Source organism: Thalassospira sp. GB04J01 (assembly GCF_000751115.1).
GTDB classification, from domain to species: domain Bacteria; phylum Pseudomonadota; class Alphaproteobacteria; order Rhodospirillales; family Thalassospiraceae; genus Thalassospira; species Thalassospira lucentensis.
This window is the reverse complement of record NZ_CCDX020000014.1, coordinates 106,190-122,867: the sequence shown is the minus strand read 5'-3', so window position 1 is coordinate 122,867 and position 16,678 is coordinate 106,190. Positions and strand designations below refer to the sequence as shown.

16 protein-coding genes are annotated in these 16,678 nt (G+C 53.7%); 8 read left to right on the top strand and 8 right to left on the bottom strand.

Annotated elements, in window-relative coordinates:
* Positions 1-120: 120 nt before the first annotated feature.
* The 3 genes from AMM48_RS15265 to AMM48_RS15255 form a co-directional block, all read right to left on the bottom strand.
* The gene (locus tag AMM48_RS15265) at positions 121-1,872 is read right to left on the bottom strand and encodes an HD domain-containing phosphohydrolase (protein WP_102784736.1); all 1,752 of its coding nucleotides are present in this window, start codon (positions 1,870-1,872) and stop codon (positions 121-123) included.
* 330 nt (positions 1,873-2,202) lie between these two features.
* Positions 2,203-2,787: an intradiol ring-cleavage dioxygenase gene (locus AMM48_RS15260; RefSeq protein WP_102784735.1), complete on the bottom strand. Its 585-nt coding sequence runs from the start codon at positions 2,785-2,787 to the stop codon at positions 2,203-2,205.
* Between the two features lie 25 nt (positions 2,788-2,812).
* Positions 2,813-3,823: an MBL fold metallo-hydrolase gene (locus AMM48_RS15255; protein ID WP_198413545.1), complete on the bottom strand. Its 1,011-nt coding sequence runs from the start codon at positions 3,821-3,823 to the stop codon at positions 2,813-2,815.
* 173 nt (positions 3,824-3,996) lie between these two features.
* On the opposite strand from AMM48_RS15255, the gene AMM48_RS15250 reads away from it, so the two are divergent.
* Positions 3,997-4,887 (top strand): LysR family transcriptional regulator, encoded by an 891-nt coding sequence (locus AMM48_RS15250; RefSeq protein ID WP_102784806.1) that lies wholly within the window; start codon positions 3,997-3,999, stop codon positions 4,885-4,887.
* A gap of 240 nt (positions 4,888-5,127) precedes the next feature.
* Positions 5,128-6,438, top strand: a complete 1,311-nt coding sequence (purB, locus tag AMM48_RS15245) for an adenylosuccinate lyase (RefSeq protein ID WP_102784734.1) — start codon at positions 5,128-5,130, stop codon at positions 6,436-6,438.
* An 84-nt stretch (positions 6,439-6,522) separates the two neighbouring features.
* Here purB and AMM48_RS15240 read toward each other — a convergent pair whose 3' ends face one another.
* Positions 6,523-7,422: a LysR substrate-binding domain-containing protein gene (locus tag AMM48_RS15240; RefSeq protein ID WP_102784733.1), complete on the bottom strand. Its 900-nt coding sequence runs from the start codon at positions 7,420-7,422 to the stop codon at positions 6,523-6,525.
* A gap of 97 nt (positions 7,423-7,519) precedes the next feature.
* Here AMM48_RS15240 and AMM48_RS15235 point away from each other — a divergent pair, with 97 nt between their 5' ends.
* Positions 7,520-8,482 carry a DMT family transporter gene (locus AMM48_RS15235; RefSeq protein ID WP_102784732.1) on the top strand — a complete coding sequence of 321 codons (963 nt, stop codon included), beginning with the start codon at positions 7,520-7,522 and terminating at the stop codon, positions 8,480-8,482.
* A 65-nt stretch (positions 8,483-8,547) separates the two neighbouring features.
* On the opposite strand, the gene AMM48_RS15230 is transcribed toward AMM48_RS15235, so the two are convergent.
* The 3 genes from AMM48_RS15230 to AMM48_RS15220 form a co-directional block, all read right to left on the bottom strand.
* Positions 8,548-9,252: a CTP synthase gene (locus AMM48_RS15230; protein ID WP_102784731.1), complete on the bottom strand. Its 705-nt coding sequence runs from the start codon at positions 9,250-9,252 to the stop codon at positions 8,548-8,550.
* Positions 9,253-9,371: 119 nt separating this feature from the next.
* The gene (locus AMM48_RS15225; RefSeq protein WP_102784730.1) at positions 9,372-10,049 is read right to left on the bottom strand and encodes a response regulator transcription factor; all 678 of its coding nucleotides are present in this window, start codon (positions 10,047-10,049) and stop codon (positions 9,372-9,374) included.
* A gap of 159 nt (positions 10,050-10,208) precedes the next feature.
* A complete protein-coding gene (locus AMM48_RS15220) occupies positions 10,209-10,529 on the bottom strand; it encodes a DUF1476 domain-containing protein (RefSeq protein ID WP_022733038.1) in 321 nt (106 codons plus the stop codon).
* 160 nt (positions 10,530-10,689) lie between these two features.
* Between AMM48_RS15220 and AMM48_RS15215 the strand changes: the two genes are divergently transcribed.
* The 5 genes from AMM48_RS15215 (at position 10,690) to purL (ending at position 15,782) form a co-directional block, all read left to right on the top strand.
* Positions 10,690-11,469, top strand: a complete 780-nt coding sequence (locus AMM48_RS15215) for an NRDE family protein (RefSeq protein ID WP_102784729.1) — start codon at positions 10,690-10,692, stop codon at positions 11,467-11,469.
* 213 nt (positions 11,470-11,682) lie between these two features.
* Complete coding sequence (gene purC, locus AMM48_RS15210) at positions 11,683-12,441, top strand: phosphoribosylaminoimidazolesuccinocarboxamide synthase (RefSeq protein WP_022733036.1); 759 nt, start codon at positions 11,683-11,685, stop codon at positions 12,439-12,441.
* A gap of 127 nt (positions 12,442-12,568) precedes the next feature.
* Positions 12,569-12,808 carry a phosphoribosylformylglycinamidine synthase subunit PurS gene (purS, locus tag AMM48_RS15205; protein WP_101300054.1) on the top strand — a complete coding sequence of 80 codons (240 nt, stop codon included), beginning with the start codon at positions 12,569-12,571 and terminating at the stop codon, positions 12,806-12,808.
* Between the two features lie 80 nt (positions 12,809-12,888).
* Complete coding sequence (gene purQ, locus AMM48_RS15200) at positions 12,889-13,578, top strand: phosphoribosylformylglycinamidine synthase subunit PurQ (protein WP_102784728.1); 690 nt, start codon at positions 12,889-12,891, stop codon at positions 13,576-13,578.
* Positions 13,575-15,782 (top strand): phosphoribosylformylglycinamidine synthase subunit PurL, encoded by a 2,208-nt coding sequence (gene purL, locus AMM48_RS15195; protein ID WP_102784727.1) that lies wholly within the window; start codon positions 13,575-13,577, stop codon positions 15,780-15,782. The genes purQ and purL overlap by 4 nt, the downstream gene beginning before the upstream one ends.
* Here the strand turns inward: purL and AMM48_RS15190 are convergent.
* Entirely contained in the window at positions 15,779-16,660 is an 882-nt protein-coding gene (locus AMM48_RS15190; RefSeq protein WP_102784726.1) for a helix-turn-helix transcriptional regulator, read from the bottom strand. The two genes, purL and AMM48_RS15190, sit on opposite strands and share 4 nt — an antisense overlap.
* Between the last annotated feature and the right edge of the window lie 18 nt (positions 16,661-16,678).

Sequence of the window (16,678 nt, the reverse complement as noted above, 5' to 3'; positions counted from 1 at the left end):
GGACCAAGCAGAACGCTGGCCCCTGAAACGAACGCACAGGTCAGGAATACGTCAGTGTGCGCCGTGCTACAACAAACATTTGTAAGACACTTGCCGCTATCACATCCCGAAACAGGCCCGTTACGATGACAGAAACTGACTGACATCCACTTCGTCGCACTGATCGGGGCGCAGGTATTTTTTACCGTAAACAAGGTAGGTGCCACTTACCAGAAACAGCTCGAACAGGTCATTGTCGATCTGCCCCTTGTCGCGCATGTCGCCAAGGATCGAAATGCATTCAGACAAAAGTTTGGGCCGTTTATACGGGCGATCAACCGCGGTGAGTGCTTCGAAAATGTCGGCGATGACCATGACCTTTTCAAGAATGCCCATGTCATCGCCGGTCATGCCGTGCGGATACCCTGATCCATCCATTTTTTCATGGTGATTGCCCGCAATAGCAGGAATACGTTGCAGTTCGCGCGGATAAGGCAATTGGGCAAGCATGTCCTGCGTTACGACAACATGATCATTGATCACCTGTCGTTCTTCGGATGTCAGGGTGCCGTGCGGGATCGATAGATTATAAAGTTCCCCACGGTTAAAGCCCAGATACACCTGATCTTCGCGGTCCATCAGCAAGGTTTCTGTGCCCGCTTCGCGCAGGCTTACCAGATCCGCATCGGTCAGCCGTTGATTTTCCGACCACGACAACCCGACCGTTCGATCAAAATGGCGTACCCATGTCAGTTCGGCAATATCATGCAGGGCATAGATGGTGTCGGTATCAAGTTCCGTATCGCCAATATTGGCATCGGCCACCATGGCGAACTGATTTTCCAGCTCGGCAACCTTTTGCTTGAAATCGGCATCGCAGGCATCGGCGTCTTCGCCCGCCAGTTTGCGTTTAAGCATATCGATTTCGGCATCCCGGCGCAGGACTTCAAACCGGGTGCGAATTTCGTGAATACGGTTATGGATGGTTTCAAGCTTGGTCGCCTTTTCCATCACATGGTCGGGGGTGACGATTTTGCCGCAATCATGAAGCCAGGCGGCCAGATCAAGTTCGTACCATTCCATATCGGTCAGGTAGAAATTGGAAAATGGTCCAAGTTTGTCATCAACTGCGGCCTGCGCCAACATGCGCGCAATCACCGGAACGCGCGAACAATGATCGGCCGTATGCGGCGACTTGGCATCAATCGCATGGCCCAATACGCGCACGAAACTTTCCATCAAATCGCGCTGTGCCAGCAAAAGACGGCTGTTTTCAATCGCAACCGCGGCCTGACTGGCCAATGCGGCGATGATTGGTTCGATTGATTTATCAAAGGCAATCACCTGCCCGGCATCATCGCGGGCATTGATCAGCTGCAACACACCCATCATCGCACCACGGGTACTTTTTAGCGGTACGGTCAAAAATGATTTCGACCGATACCCCGTTTTGGCATCAAAGGCGCGCGTACCGGAAAAATCAAACCCGTCGGCACAGTAGGCATCTTCGATATTGATCGGCTTGCCAGTCAGCGCGACATATGTCGCGATGTTGCGATAATTGGGCCGCCCTTCGACATCATACAGCGGCAAGGGTGGAAACGGTTTTTCATTTTCGCGGCCGGAAACAAAGAATGTATTGAGCGTATCATTCATCAGGATACGAAAATGCAGCTCGCTTTCGTCTTTATTGACGAGATAAAGCGACCCACCATCCGCGTTGGTGAATTTACGCGCCGCCATCAGGATCTTCTGGTTAAGCTCCTCGCGTCCCTGCTCGGCAGAAAGCGCAATACCCAAATCCACAAGCTGCGCAAGATAGTTGGCGTCTGTTTCGCGGTTCTCAGTCCCTTCTTTTGGAAGATCCTTCGCCCCGTCGCCTTCGCGCGTCATTAATTTCCTGTCCACTCAACAACCGGATGACCAGAATGCCATCATATACATAATGTCCGTTTGCATATGTATTCTATCTAAGTTGCTATAATTCTAACAGAACACAAGTTTTTAACCGGTAAAAATACAATCACATCCCAGTCATACCTGTCTGCAGGCTTGCCAAATCTGCGCAAATCAGATTTTCCGCCCCCGTTGAAAACGGGTCGCTGAAACCAGTGCAGTCGATTACGTGGATCACCCGCCCGGCATTTATACCGGGCAGATAACATTTTACGAACGCTGACCCTACTCGAAAACCTAACCAGTCTGGCATGGCATCGTTCGAACTTAGACGATGAAGTCAAAGCGCGCGAACCGACCGTCACCCACAGTGTTGATCTTCATGAGAAGCGTTTCATCAAATATCCAGTCGCGTGCATTACCCGGCTCGTCTGGAAAGAATAGCTGCGTCGTTAGGATATCTCCCTCCCGAGGCTGAACCCTGAAATGGAAGTGCCGCGTACGTCCGCGATATAATGCTGGTACGATGGTATTGAACCACCAACGTCCTTGCGCGTCGGTGAATTGATGCCCCCGCAGGCGGAAGCCCCGGCGATCATACTCGCCGTTTTCGTCGGCATGCCAAATTTCAACAAGGCTTTGCGGTATCGGACGACATCGATCATCAAGGACGTAGCCAGCGATCGAGATACGTTCGGCCTGCGGCACATCGACATAGAGGTCCCGCTTTAAGGGGGAGTTCGGTTTAAAGAACGGACCGGCCTCACGGGGAAGGGTCGGTTCATCTCCGTCACTGCAGGCACGCGTTAGGGGCATCAACTGATCGTCCTGCCCTAACGCGTCCCGTCCTGCCAGCGGCAATAGCGGTACAGTCAGAAAACCCGATAAAAGTGCACGCCGTGATGTCGTCATTGCGGGACCTCCATATGTCTGCTGATCAGAATTGCCAGTTTGCCGGAACCCAGGCATAGCCGATATCCGTCTTGAGCATTCGACCAAGCCCCGGGAACGGATAGTGGAAGCCGAGAACAAGAAGCCGATCTACCGCTGCCATGTCAAAAATACGTCGGCGCGAAGCAAGAGCTGTGTCTTTGTCGCGATCAGGACCGGGCAGCCATGGACGGTCTACATTAACGATTGGATGATAAGCCAAATCAGCCGTCAGCAACAGCTGATCGTTCCCTGATTGAACAAGGAAGTTCGCCATACCGGGGGTGTGTCCTAACGCCGGAAGCGTGGTCAGCCCGGGAACGATTTCATCGCCAGCTTCGTATAACTCAATCCCGTTCGTGACGGGTTCGACACTCTGCCGGATGGCAGCGGCGAAATTGCGACGGAAATCTGCGGGTACCGGCATGTAGGAAAGATCCGGATCGTTACGAACAAAAAAGTCCCAATCGGCACGAGGTGCAAATACAGTCGCCCGTGGGAATGCCTTGCCACCATCGACGGTTCGAAGATTGCCTACATGGTCCGGGTGCGTGTGGGAGACGACGACAATGTCGATATCCTCGGGTCCTAACCCGATGGCTGCCAGGTTCTCGAACAGACGACCGCCATGCGGCCCCATCGTCTGCCCGGCTCCGGCTTCAAGGAGGATACGCTTACCGTTCGTTTCGATAAGAAGTGTGTTGAGATTAAGCGTCATTCGGTCAGTCGGCAGGAATGCTTGCCTTAGAACTTCTTCAAGTTCTGCTTCTGGCGCGTTGCTGGCATAAACACGCGGAGGACCGCCGATCAACCCGTCGCTTAGAACGGTTGCCGAAATGTCACCAACACGAAAACGGTAATGACCGACATTTCCCCCCGCATTCAGACCTTTGGGCGAAGACGTCCCAGCTGGAGCAGCCTGCGCAAAGCCCATGCCGGTCGGTAAAGCCAGCCCCGTCGCTGCTGCTGAAACGGCTGCTAGCATGATCTTCCGGCGATTCAATGTGATTCCGCTCATAGTTACCATCCTGTCCAAATATCTGATTACAAGTGCCGTATTTAACTTCGGCATCGGCCAGGGCCGTGATTATCCGGACACAGCACCTCGCAACATGTTCTACAGGGATGACACAGATAGATCGCGCGGATAAGCTAATAAAAACGGATCAACTTATTAAGCAGAGCTTCGCAATGAAACCACTACGCCTTGATAGCCTGGAAATATTTGAGGACGTCGTACGCTGCGGTGGGTTTAGGGCCGCTGCCCTTAACAGGGGGGTGTCGTCGTCCGCCATCAGCCAATCGATAAACGTGCTTGAGGAATCGCTGGGTATCCGGCTGCTGAACCGAACAACACGTAGCGTCTCGCCGACTGAGGCAGGCGCGCGGCTTCTGGAGCAACTTGGCCCGGCCCTTCACGTCATTCGAACCGCTATCGACGATCTCAATCAGCTTCGAGAGCATCCGTCTGGCACGGTGCGCATCAATGCGCCGGGCCCGGCCGCCGACCATGTTCTGTGCCCAATGGCCTTTGAATTCATGAAAATCTATCCCGACATCAATGTTGAAATCGTCAGCGATGCTGCGATCATCGATATTGTTGAGCAAGGTTTCGACGCGGGTGTGCGCTTTGGACATCAACTTGCCTTGGATATGATCGCCATGCCGATAGGTCCGGCCTTGCGATATGCGATCGTGGCCTCACCCGATTACCTTCGCAAGAATGGGCACCCTGACACACCAAACGATCTATTGGGGCATGATTGTATTCGTCGTCGTTTTCCCAACGGAACCATGGTGAAATGGAAATTTGAAAAGGACGACCACGAAGTAGAAATCACCCCGCAAGGTCCGCTGACTCTAAGCTCAGCGCATCAGGAACGGCAGGCCGCCATTGCAGGATCGGGTATAGCCCATCTGTTTGAGGATTATGTTCGCGACGATATAGAACAGGGCAGTGTTATCGAAGTGCTCAGCGACTGGAAGAAGAAGCTGCCAAGTTGGTATCTTTATTACCCGAGCCGACGCCATACCAGTGCGGCCATGCGTGCCTTCCTTGAGTTTACCCGAAACCGGAAATAGCACCCTATCAACAGAGGACACGCTGCAAGCTTTACTGGAAATGGGTAAAAGCAGCCGGTAAAGCACCGGAAAAGATGTTTCCAAACATTACCTCCGCACGATGCAGGCTTGCCAATCGGGCCGGAATGGACTATCCGACGCGGTGAAAGCGTGCTGGCCTGATGATCGTGGAAGTGATCACGCAATCCGATCATTCAGATCATACCCCGGCACCCAACCATCTTGCCCGGAGGCGACCGCATGATCCCCCGTTATTCCCGTCCACAGATGACTGCCATCTGGGAACCGGCGAACAAATTCCGTATCTGGTTTGAAATCGAAGCACACGCTGCTGACAAACTGGCTGAGCTCGGTGTTATCCCGACCCAATCTGCCAAGCTGGTTTGGGAAAAAGGTGACAAACCTTATACTCAGGACCGTATTGATCGCATCGACACCGTCGAGGCCGAAGTCAAACATGACGTCATTGCGTTTCTGACCGAACTGTCCGAACAGGTTGGCGAAGAAGCCCGCTTTGTTCATCAGGGCATGACCAGCTCGGACGTTCTTGATACCTGCTTTAACGTTCAATTGACCCAAGCAACCGACATCCTGCTTGAAGATATGGACAAGCTTCTGGCTGCGCTTAAAAAGCGCGCCTATGAAACCAAAGACGTCCCCTGCATGGGCCGTTCGCACGGCATTCACGCAGAACCGGTGACCTTTGGTCTGAAACTTGCCACCTTCTATGCCGAATTCAAACGCAACCGTGATCGTCTGGTTGCTGCGCGCGAAGAAATCGCCACCTGCGCGATTTCTGGCGCGGTTGGCACATTCGCCAACATCGATCCGAGCGTTGAAGAACATGTTGCTGCGAAACTTGGCCTGAAACCTGAACCGGTTTCAACACAGGTGATCCCGCGCGACCGCCATGCGGCCTATTTTGCGACCCTTGGTGTGATTGCATCATCGATCGAACATCTGGCAACAGAAATTCGCCATCTGCAGCGCACCGAAGTGCGTGAAGTTGAGGAATTTTTCTCTAAGGGCCAAAAAGGCTCCTCGGCGATGCCACACAAACGCAACCCGGTTCTGACCGAAAACCTGACCGGTCTTGCCCGTCTGGTGCGTTCAATGGCAATCCCGGCAATGGAAAACGTTGCCCTTTGGCATGAACGCGACATTTCGCACAGCTCGGTCGAACGTAATATCGGTCCGGATGCGACCGTGACGCTTGATTTTGCTTTGATGCGTTTGTCAAACGTGGTTGAGAACCTTGTGATCTATCCCGAACGGATGGACGAGATTCTCAATCAGATGGGTGGATTGGTGTTCTCGCAGCGTGTGTTGCTGACCCTGACCCAATATGGCGTATCGCGCGAAGATTCATATCGCATCGTTCAGCGTAACGCGATGAAGGTCTGGAACCGCGAAGGCGATCTTCTGTCGCTTCTGAAAACCGACGAAGACGTTACCGCCAAAATCCCGACCGATAAGCTCGAAGCGCTGTTTGACCTTGGCTATCACACCAAGCATGTCGACACGATCTTTGCCCGTGTGTTTGCCGACTAAGGCAGACCACTGCAAACAAAACAAAGCCCCGGCACGTTTCAAACGGCCGGGGCTTTTTGTTGACTAAGCCCCCGACAATCCGGCTCAGTCAGATGCAAGTTCCTGTGCCTCAGCCAGCAACCAGTCACGAAAAAGCTTCACCTGCCCGCGCAATGCGCGATTTTTGGGATGCACCAGATAATAGCCAAATGGCACTGTGAGCACCTGCTCTGGAAACAGATGGACCAACTTGCCCTCGGCAATGTCTTCGTCGGTCAGTAGCGGGTTTGCCAAAACCACGCCCTGCCCGTGAATGGCAGCTTCGATGGCCATCGAGGTCTGATCGATTTCAATCTGCGTGATCGTGCTGACATTGGCCATACTCAAACCGGCATAAGCACCCAGCCATTCCGGCCACCACGCATGCAAAATATCATTGAGCAAGGTTGCCCGAACCAGATCGGATGGTTTTGCCAACCCCATGTGATCACGGTAAGACGGCGCGCAATAGGCCGCAGCCCGCCCACGATACAGCAGAACTGTCTCAAGGCTATCATCGCATCCATCAAAATAGCGCACAGCGATATCGACCGGGTCCCGGTTAAAATCGATCATTTGGCTTTGCGATCCGACATGAAGCGACGTTGTCGGATAGTCGATCAAAAATCGGGCCATCCGCCGTGAAAACCATTTTGCGGCAAAACTTGGCGGCATCACAACCCGTACCGAGCGATCAGAACGCCCACGCACCTGTTGGCTGGCATCGACGATCTGGCGCAAGGCAGGCCCAATGCGCGCGGCATAATCCAATCCATCCGCAGTTGGGCGGACTTGCCGGACCGAACGGGTAAATAGCTCCATCCCCAGCCAGTCTTCAAGCTTTTTGATCTGCTGACCAACAGCCCCCGGTGTGACGTTCAGTTCCTCGGCGGCAAGAGAAAAACTATTTAGTCGAATAGATGCCTCAAACGCACGCAATGAATTCATCGGTGGATATGCAGCCATGATGCAGTTTTTCTATTTCATTGAACAGATAACATGATTTGTAGCCGATCTGCGTGCTGCCTACAATCTGGCAATCACCGCCACCGAAAGTACCGCCATGAAACGCAGCATCCCCACCCCGTATCTTGTTTTTGGTTTTCTGGCCCTTCTTTGGGGCATGACGTTTTTGTTCAACAAGATCGCAGGCGGTGTGGTGTCTCCGATGCAGATCGTCATGGTGCGTGTGGTGATAGGGTTTTTGCCCGTGCTGGCTTTTGCCCTTTCGCGCAAAGTTCTGCGCTGGGAGCACGTCCGCTACATCCACCATTTTGTGGTGATGTCGCTGATGGCGGCGACCGTTTACTATTTTGCCTTTGCCAAGGGCATTTCACTTTTGCCAACAAGCACCGCGGGCATGCTAAGCGTTGCAATCCCGCTTTTTTCCTTTGTCGGAGCGGCGATTTTCCTGCGCAGCGAACCGGTTAATTTTCGCTCCATCACCGGGCTTTTGATCGGGTTTGGCGGGGTCATTGTGATTGCACGGCCCTGGGACGCCAATATTGCCAGCAATGACTTGACCGGTGTTCTGTACATCGCATTTGGATCAGCATGTGTTGGACTGTCGTTTGTCTATGCCCGAAAGTTCCTGAGCCCGCTTGGCATTTCGCCGATTGCGCTGTGCACGTATCAGCTGGGCCTGTCGTCACTGACCACCATGGTGATTGGCGATTTTGATGGACTTGAGATGATCTTCACCGACTGGAAAGCCGCAGGATCGCTGTTTATTGGGCTGGGTCTTCTGGGTACCGGCATGGCCTTTATGTGCTACTATTATCTGGTTGAGCAGCTTGGTGCGATCAAGACATCCAGTGTCACCTATATCCCGCCGGTGATCGGCCTTTTGACCGGCGTCTTGATCCTTGGTGAAACCATTTCAATGACAGACATTATCGCCACCGCCGCCATCCTGTCGGGCACCTTGGTGATGCAGTCATCACGAACCCCCGTCGCAACCACCCAGTCGGTCAAAACGACATCTGATTGCAGCATTACCGCAGCCAAACAGTGCGATCAGACCTAAGGAATTCTATACGTGATCCTCACCCCCGCGCACTGCACGGGGGTGTTTTTCTGTGTGATGAACCGTTAAATGCGTGATTGGGATGCGGCCCGGACGAATGCCGTGATCAGAGGATGGGTTTCCCCGCGCAAGGCCGATCTTTCGGGCTGAAACGCTGTTCCGATGAAAAAACGTGCGCTCCGCAATTCGACTGCACGGGGATCACCGTCCTCATCCCACGCACTGATCACAAGGTCCTGCCCGTCCAGCAAACCGGCATAGTCTGGATTAAGGCCATAACTGCACCGATAGGTTTCGTTGATTTCAGCACTGCTGTAATGGGTTCGGATGAGACTGTCTTTGGCAAGCTTGATCGCGCCGTCCTGATCAATCAGCGCACAGACAAGCGGCGCAATCAGTGGCAATTTTGCATCCGGGTCAATTTCGGCGTTGGCCGCATCAACAAGCCCCAGAACATTGCGGGCATATTCCAGAACCGCATGCTGATACCCGCCACAGGTTCCCAGAAACGCAACATCACGTTCACGTGCATAGCGGATCGCATTTAGCGCCCCGTCGAAACTATTATACGGGCTGGCAGGTACACACCAGATCCCTTCATATCCCTCAAGAATATGCACCGCGTCACTGGCAAGACGCTCTGTTGCAATCCAGTCATATTCGATGACTGCCCCGAGATGATCAGCAGCAATTTGAAGGGCTTTGGGGATGGCTTGATGGGCGGTAACGGCCTGCTTGAAATCGCCAACAAGTGCAATACGGATGGTCATAAGAAATCCTCGTTTTAAGTGACATGACGAGGAGGACAAACAGTGTTACCAACGAAAACGGCCCGTGAAAAACACGGGCCGGATCGCAAGCTCAAACAAAGCTGCCTTTGACGAGTATATTACAAAGTTCCCGAGCGCGCCATATCTTCCAGCGCGGTTTTTACCGCTTGGGCGCGGTTCGAAACGTTGAGTTTGCGATAGATGTTTTTAAGGTGATATTTCACCGTGATTTCACGCAGATCAAGATGGCGTGCGATATCCTTGTTCGGACGCCCTTCAGATAGCAACGCCAGTACTTCGCGTTCGCGCGGTGTCAGGCGGGCAAAATCCCCCTCGACCCCGAAACCACCCGCCATGCGTTTTTCACGATCAGGACCACCGACAATACCATCCGTCATATCGTTGAGAATGGACGATGGCAGGTATTTTTCACCAGCAAGGACAAGCTGAATGGCATTTGCCAAGGCCTGTCCGCGCAGCGTTTTGGGAATAAACCCCTGTGCGCCTGCCTCAATGGCGTGGCGGACATCTTCGCTGCGATAAGCCCCGGAAAGCAAAACAACCGCCGTGGTTTCGGCGACCTTCTGAAGTGTCCGCTTAAGGCCTTCAAGCCCGTTCATGCCCGGCATCCGCAAATCGAGCAGAACAAGGTCGAAATCATTGGTTGCCGCAATATGATCAAGCGCCGGATCCAATGCCCCGGCTTCGACGACTTCGCAATCTTCGAAATATTGCTGAAACAGCAACGATAATGCTTCACGAACCAGGTCGTGATCGTCTGCCAATAGGATACGCAAAACCCTTGCCCTTCTTTCCCAAGTAGACATCTCCACCCAGATGCCATGAGTACCACACTAAGAAGTTGCACCCGTTGTTTTTATTGTTTCCAGTCGGAGAATACGGGACCCCTTAGGCGTTTGCAAACACGAAGATTTTTGCAAGGGTTTTGACTGCGTTTAACCCGCAAGCATTTCCGCACGTGCAATCGGGCGCAATTGTTCGAGTTTCGCCTGCAGCGTGCTGACGGTTACATCAATGTTGTTGCGACCGAAATCCGCCAGCAAAAAAGTAACAATGCTGTTTTCTTTTGGGTTTGCGATCACTTCGCCAATGACTTTCTTGGCATAGGCATCACAATCGGCCGGGGCCATACCCATCTGTTCGCCAGCCCACACCGCCAGCATCTTGTAAAGATGGGCTTCGATGCGAAAATCCTGTTCCAGATCAAAGCTGTATTTGGCCTCAAAGCCCCGTTCACGATCATTAAAATTGTTCATGATGTTCCCTCCTGCCTGTTTGGCGTCCGATTGTTCAAATAGATTACGGTTAGATTGATAGGCCAGATTGATAAGTATGACCGGACAGAGGTAATTTCATCCCTTCATCGGTCACTTTTGAATTTGACAAATATGCTCCCATGACGCTTTGATCTGGCTCATGTGTACTGTCATTATTTTACGCCGCCCCGACCACGAATGGCCTGTCATCATTGGCGCCAATCGTGACGAAATGAACAACCGCCCATGGCTGCCCCCGGCCCGCCACTGGGAAGACCGCCCCCATGTGATTGCCGGACTGGATGAAACCGCCGGCGGCACATGGCTTGGCATCAACGAAGATGGTGTAGTTGCCGCCGTGCTGAACCGGTTTGGCTCCCTTGGTCCGGCCGATGGCAAACGATCGCGCGGTGAACTGCCGCTTGAAGCACTTGATCATGCCGATGCAATTGATGCGGCACAGGCATTGGCCGAACTTGATGGCACCGCCTATCGGCCATTTAACATGGTGATTGCCGATAACCGTGATGCATACTGGCTTGCCAATCATGGCGAAGGCAAGATTGAAATCACCGACATTCCCGAAGGTCTGTCGATTGTCACCGCCCACGATCTGAACGACACGGAAAATAGTGCCCGGACAAAACGTAATCTGCCGCGCTTCATCAGCGCCCCGGCCCCCAATCCCGAAGCCGATGACTGGTTTGCCTGGCAGGCGCTTCTTGCGGATACCGGAACCCTGCCAGCCGACCCGGATCATCACGATATTCGCGCCGATGCGATGCTGGTCCGAAGCAACATCGGATTTGAAACTCTGTGTTCATCCGTGATCGGTCTGCCGGCGATTCCCACTGACAAAAACGAACTTCCCCGTCGCCCTGTCTGGTTATTTGCCAACGGGCAACCCGATGAGACCCCGTTTCATCCGGTGGCACTATAAACCGTCAACTGCTTGTAAAAACGGCGTAATACAATGGAAATATTGCATCGCGGCACCGTTTGGCGTGACGGTTGCAAAATCCGATTATCAAGTCTGCATAAATAGACCTTACGCGACAATTGAGTTTCTCGCCCAGCACTGCTATATGGGGGGCGCGATTTTCAGGGTGCTCGGGGACACTCCCCGCAAGCCAAGATGTGAAAGATCCCGCCAATGTCCAGAAAGACGCCCATCTATGAGGGCAAAGCCAAGGTTCTTTACGAAGGTACCGAACCCGGCACGATCATTCAGTATTTCAAGGATGATGCCACCGCCTTTAACGCGCAGAAGCGCGGCACGATTGCAGGCAAGGGTGTGCTCAACAACATGATTACCGAATTCGTCATGACCCGTCTGGCGGAAATCGGCATCCCGACCCACTTCATTCGCCGCCTGAACATGCGCGAACAGCTGTGCCGCAAATGTGAAATCGTTCCGATCGAAGTTGTTGTGCGCAACATCGTGGCCGGGTCGATGGCAAAGCGTCTTGGCCTTGAAGAAGGCGAACGCCTGCCGCGTCCAATTGTCGAGTTTTATTACAAAGACGACGATCTTGGCGATCCACTGGTATCTGACGAACATATCCTCGCTCTGGGCTGGGCAAGTGCCGAAGAGCTTGAGGAAATTGTCGGCATGACGCTGCGTGTCAATGACTACCTGTGTGGTCTGATGCGCGGTATCGGCATCAAACTGGTCGATTTCAAACTTGAATTTGGCCGTGTTTGGGAAGGCGATTTTGCCCATCTGGTTCTGGCCGATGAGTTTAGCCCGGACAACTGCCGTCTTTGGGATGCAGAAACCAACGAAAAGATGGATAAGGACCGCTTCCGCCGCGACATGGGTGGCGTTGAAGAGGCCTATCAGGAAGTCGCCCGCCGTCTTGGTGTGCTGCCTGAATCCGCCGAAATAGAAATGCTCAATAAAGACAAATAATCCCCAAGGCCGCGTTCGCGCGGCCTTTTTCTTATGGCTGATCGGTGATCGATGTCATCGGACAGCGTTTTGTTTGCAAGCAATATCGCGCATGCGCCTTCGCATGCGAACGTTAAAGGAGCTTCCCGTGAAAGCACGTGTTCATGTCACCCTGAAGAACGGTGTTCTTGATCCGCAAGGCAAAGCCGTTCACCACGCCCTTCAGGGTCTTGGCTTTGACGGCGTTAATGACGTCCGTCAGGGCAAGTTCATTGAACTGGAAATCGACGGTACGGATACAGCCAAGGCCAAAGCCGAGGTCACCGAAATGTGCGAGAAGCTTCTCGCCAATACCGTGATCGAAGACTACACCATCGAGCTGGCTTAACCGCCCCGCCAAGGTTTTGCTGCGGCAGACTTTTGCGGTTCGAGATTACGTAACGGACCCTAATCGAGAGACGGTATTTCATGAAATCCGCTGTCATCCTGTTTCCCGGCATCAACCGGGAAAATGACGCCATCGCAGCCTTAAAACAGGCGACCGGCACCCAGCCGACCCTGGTTTGGCATGGCGAAACCGAGCTTCCCAACGTCGACATCATCATGGTTCCCGGCGGCTTTTCTTATGGCGACTATCTGCGCTGCGGGGCGATGGCTGCCAAATCGCCGATCATGCGCGCCGTTGCTGAACGCGCAAATCAGGGTGTGACCATTCTGGGCGTCTGTAACGGTTTCCAGATCCTGACAGAAGCAGGCCTTCTGCCCGGTGCGCTGATGCGCAATGCCAGCCTGAAATTCATCTGCAAGAATACGCATCTGAAGATCGAGACCACCGACACCCGCTTTACCAATCAGTATGGCAAAGGCGATGTGGTCGATTATCCGGTGGCCCATCATGATGGCAATTATTTTGCCGATGAAGACACGCTTGACCGCCTTGAAGGCGAAGGCCGCGTTGTCCTGCGGTACTGCGATGCAGACGGTGTTGTCGATCCGGCAACCAACCTCAATGGTTCGCAGCGCAATATCGCCGGTATCATCAACGAGGCGGGCAACGTCCTTGGCATGATGCCCCATCCCGAGAATGCAATCGATCCGCTACATGGCGGTACGGACGGTCGCAATCTGTTCAAAAGTTTGGTGGAGGCAGCATCGTGAGTGCTAACGATTTCAACACCCCGATCACGCCGGAACTGGTCAAGGAACACGGGTTGAACGAGGAAGAGTACAAACTCGTTCTCGACATCATGGGCCGTGAGCCCAACATCAACGAGCTTGGCATTTTTTCGGTTATGTGGTCTGAGCATTGCTCCTACAAATCATCGAAAAAATGGCTGAAAACGCTGCCGACCAAGGCCGACTGGGTTATTCAGGGGCCGGGTGAAAACGCCGGTGTGATTGACATCGGCGATGGTCAGGCCGCCATTTTCAAAATGGAAAGCCACAACCACCCGTCGTTCATCGAACCCTATCAGGGGGCTGCAACCGGTGTTGGCGGCATCATGCGTGATGTCTTCACCATGGGCGCACGTCCGATTGCCAACCTCAATGCGCTGCGTTTTGGCGCGCCGGAGCATCCGAAAACACGCCACTTACTTAGCGGCGTTGTCGAAGGGATCGGCGGGTATGGCAACTGCATGGGTGTACCGACCATTGGTGGCGAAACCAACTTCCACGCATCCTATAACGGCAATATCCTTGTCAATGCGATGACCGTGGGCCTGGCCGATACTGACAATATTTTCTATTCGGCGGCAGCTGGTATTGGTAACCCGGTTGTCTATGTCGGGTCGAAAACCGGTCGTGACGGTATCCATGGTGCGACCATGGCATCGGCCGAGTTTGATGATGACAGCGATGAAAAGCGCCCCACCGTTCAGGTTGGCGATCCGTTCACCGAGAAACTGTTGCTTGAAGCCTGCCTTGAACTGATGGCGACCGACATGATCGTTGCCATTCAGGACATGGGTGCGGCTGGCCTGACGTCCTCGTCGTTCGAGATGGCGTCCAAAGGCGGCGTTGGTGTTGAGCTGTGGCTTGATAAAGTGCCAATGCGCGAAGAAGGCATGACGCCCTATGAGCTGATGTTGTCAGAATCCCAAGAACGCATGTTGATGGTGCTTAAACCCGGTTGCGAAGAGGCCGCCAAGGCGATCTTTGACAAATGGGAACTCGACTTTGCTGTTATCGGTACCCTTACCGATACCAAACGCATGGTTTTGAAATGGCATGGTGAGCTTGCCGGTGAACTTCCGATTGATCCGCTGGCCGAAGCATCGCCGGAATATGACCGTCCGTGGGAAGAGACGCCAAAACAGGACCGCATTGATCCGGCCAGTCTTTCGGGCAAGGTCGATCATATCGATGCACTGAAAACCCTGATTGCGTCGCCTGATTTGGCTTCACGTCGCTGGATCTGGGAACAGTATGACCATCTGGTCATGGGCAACACGATTGTCCGTCCGGGCGGTGATGCTGGTGTTGTGCGTGTTTCTGGCACCAACAAGGGCATTGCAGCCACCACCGACTGTACCCCGCGCTATGTCATGGCCGATCCGGTCGAAGGCGGCAAACAGGCGGTTGCCGAAGCATACCGTAACCTGATCGCAACCGGTGCAAAGCCGCTGGCGATCACCGACAATATGAACTTTGGCAATCCGGAACGCCCGCGCATCATGGGTCAGTTTGTCGGTGCCTGTCAGGGCATTGCGGACGCCTGCATCACGCTGGACTTCCCGGTCGTGTCGGGCAACGTGTCGCTGTATAACGAAACCAACGGCGAAGGCATCATGCCAACCCCCGCTATTGGCGGCGTTGGCGTGATTTCCGATCTGGCTCATCATGCCACCATCGGCCTAAAAACTGGTGAAGGTACGCTGGTCATGATCGGTGCGGCGACCGGTGAATTGGGTCAGTCGTTGTATCTCAAGACCATCGAAGGTCGCGAAGAAGGTGCACCGCCGCCGGTTGATCTGAATGCGGAAAAACGTGCTGGTACGCTGGTGCGCGAATTGATCGAACTTGGTGCTGTCAAAACCTGCCACGATATCGCCGATGGCGGCCTTTTGGTCACCGTTGCCGAAATGTGCATGGCGGGCAAGATCGGTGCGGACGTCAGCCTGCCAGAACAGGGCAGCGAAGCCGCATGGCTGTTTGGCGAAGATCAGGGCCGCTACGTGATCGCTACCAGCGATCCGGACAAGGTTCTGAATGCTGCGGCCAGTGCCAATGTTGCCGCTGTCATCGTCGGTCAGATTGGTGGCAACGCCATCAGCATCGAAGGCGAGGCCAAAGTCAGCGTTTCCGACCTGCGCGACCTGAACGAAGGCTGGATGCCGTCCTTCATGGCCGACGCCACCTAATCAGCAGTTATTTCCTGCAAACACAAAACCCCGCCAGAATGTTCTGGCGGGGTTTTGCTTTGAAGACCGGATGCCAATTGGCGCAAAGCATGTCCCGTCGCCGCGTCCGCAGGCAACAGCGTTTCAATTGCCAATTCTGACAATGTGACTTCGACCGGGGTCCCAAACACGGTCGTCGTGCTAACAAACCGTAATGTGCCAATCTCTGTTTGCAGCACCAATGGCACCACAAGCCCGGACAAGGCTCCGGCATCTGTCGGTGGCGTGTTTTCAGCACCCTTTGCCGTCGGTGGCATGCGATAATGGCTGGCTTCGTCATACAGACCGCGCAGCTTGGGATCCGCAGTCACCTCGATCTGGCGACGTAGACGATCAAGCAAATGATCCTTCCATTGGATATAATTGACCACACGCGATGCCAGACCATCGGGATGCAGGCTCAACCGCAACAGGTTTACCGGCGGACGCAGTAATTCAGCATCAATACCATCAAGCATCAATGGTACAATCTTGTTAGCAGCCACCATGTTCCAGTGTCGATCCATGGCAAGTGCCGGATAGGGTTCATGCGCCGACAGAATTTGATCAACAGCTGCGCGTATCGCCATTGAATGATCATCGGCAAAATCATGTTCGGCATAGATCGGCGCAAAACCGCCCGCAACCAGCAAACTGTTGCGTTCACGCAGCGGAATTTCAAGACAATCGGCAAGATGCAGAACCATGTCCCGGCTGGGCTTTGATCGACCGGTTTCAAGGAAACTGAGATGACGCGTTGAAATCTGCGCCATACCCGCAAGGTCAAGCTGGCTTAACCGGCGCTGTTTGCGCCATGCTTTCAAAACACCTGAAAATGTGTCGCGGTTTATCTGGTTCATTGTTTGCCCTGCATGAAT

Coding starts and splice junctions, on each gene's coding strand:
- AMM48_RS15220 (WP_022733038.1), bottom strand. CDS start 10,529: ATGAACAATTTTAATGATCGTGAACGGGGCTTTGAGGCCAAATACAGC.
- purC (WP_022733036.1), top strand. CDS start 11,683: ATGTCCAGAAAGACGCCCATCTATGAGGGCAAAGCCAAGGTTCTTTAC.
- AMM48_RS15235 (WP_102784732.1), top strand. CDS start 7,520: ATGAAACGCAGCATCCCCACCCCGTATCTTGTTTTTGGTTTTCTGGCC.
- AMM48_RS15260 (WP_102784735.1), bottom strand. CDS start 2,787: ATGACGACATCACGGCGTGCACTTTTATCGGGTTTTCTGACTGTACCG.
- purB (WP_102784734.1), top strand. CDS start 5,128: ATGATCCCCCGTTATTCCCGTCCACAGATGACTGCCATCTGGGAACCG.
- AMM48_RS15230 (WP_102784731.1), bottom strand. CDS start 9,252: ATGACCATCCGTATTGCACTTGTTGGCGATTTCAAGCAGGCCGTTACC.
- AMM48_RS15215 (WP_102784729.1), top strand. CDS start 10,690: ATGTGTACTGTCATTATTTTACGCCGCCCCGACCACGAATGGCCTGTC.
- AMM48_RS15240 (WP_102784733.1), bottom strand. CDS start 7,422: ATGGCTGCATATCCACCGATGAATTCATTGCGTGCGTTTGAGGCATCT.
- AMM48_RS15190 (WP_102784726.1), bottom strand. CDS start 16,660: ATGAACCAGATAAACCGCGACACATTTTCAGGTGTTTTGAAAGCATGG.
- AMM48_RS15255 (WP_198413545.1), bottom strand. CDS start 3,823: ATGAGCGGAATCACATTGAATCGCCGGAAGATCATGCTAGCAGCCGTT.
- AMM48_RS15250 (WP_102784806.1), top strand. CDS start 3,997: ATGAAACCACTACGCCTTGATAGCCTGGAAATATTTGAGGACGTCGTA.
- AMM48_RS15265 (WP_102784736.1), bottom strand. CDS start 1,872: ATGACGCGCGAAGGCGACGGGGCGAAGGATCTTCCAAAAGAAGGGACT.
- purQ (WP_102784728.1), top strand. CDS start 12,889: ATGAAATCCGCTGTCATCCTGTTTCCCGGCATCAACCGGGAAAATGAC.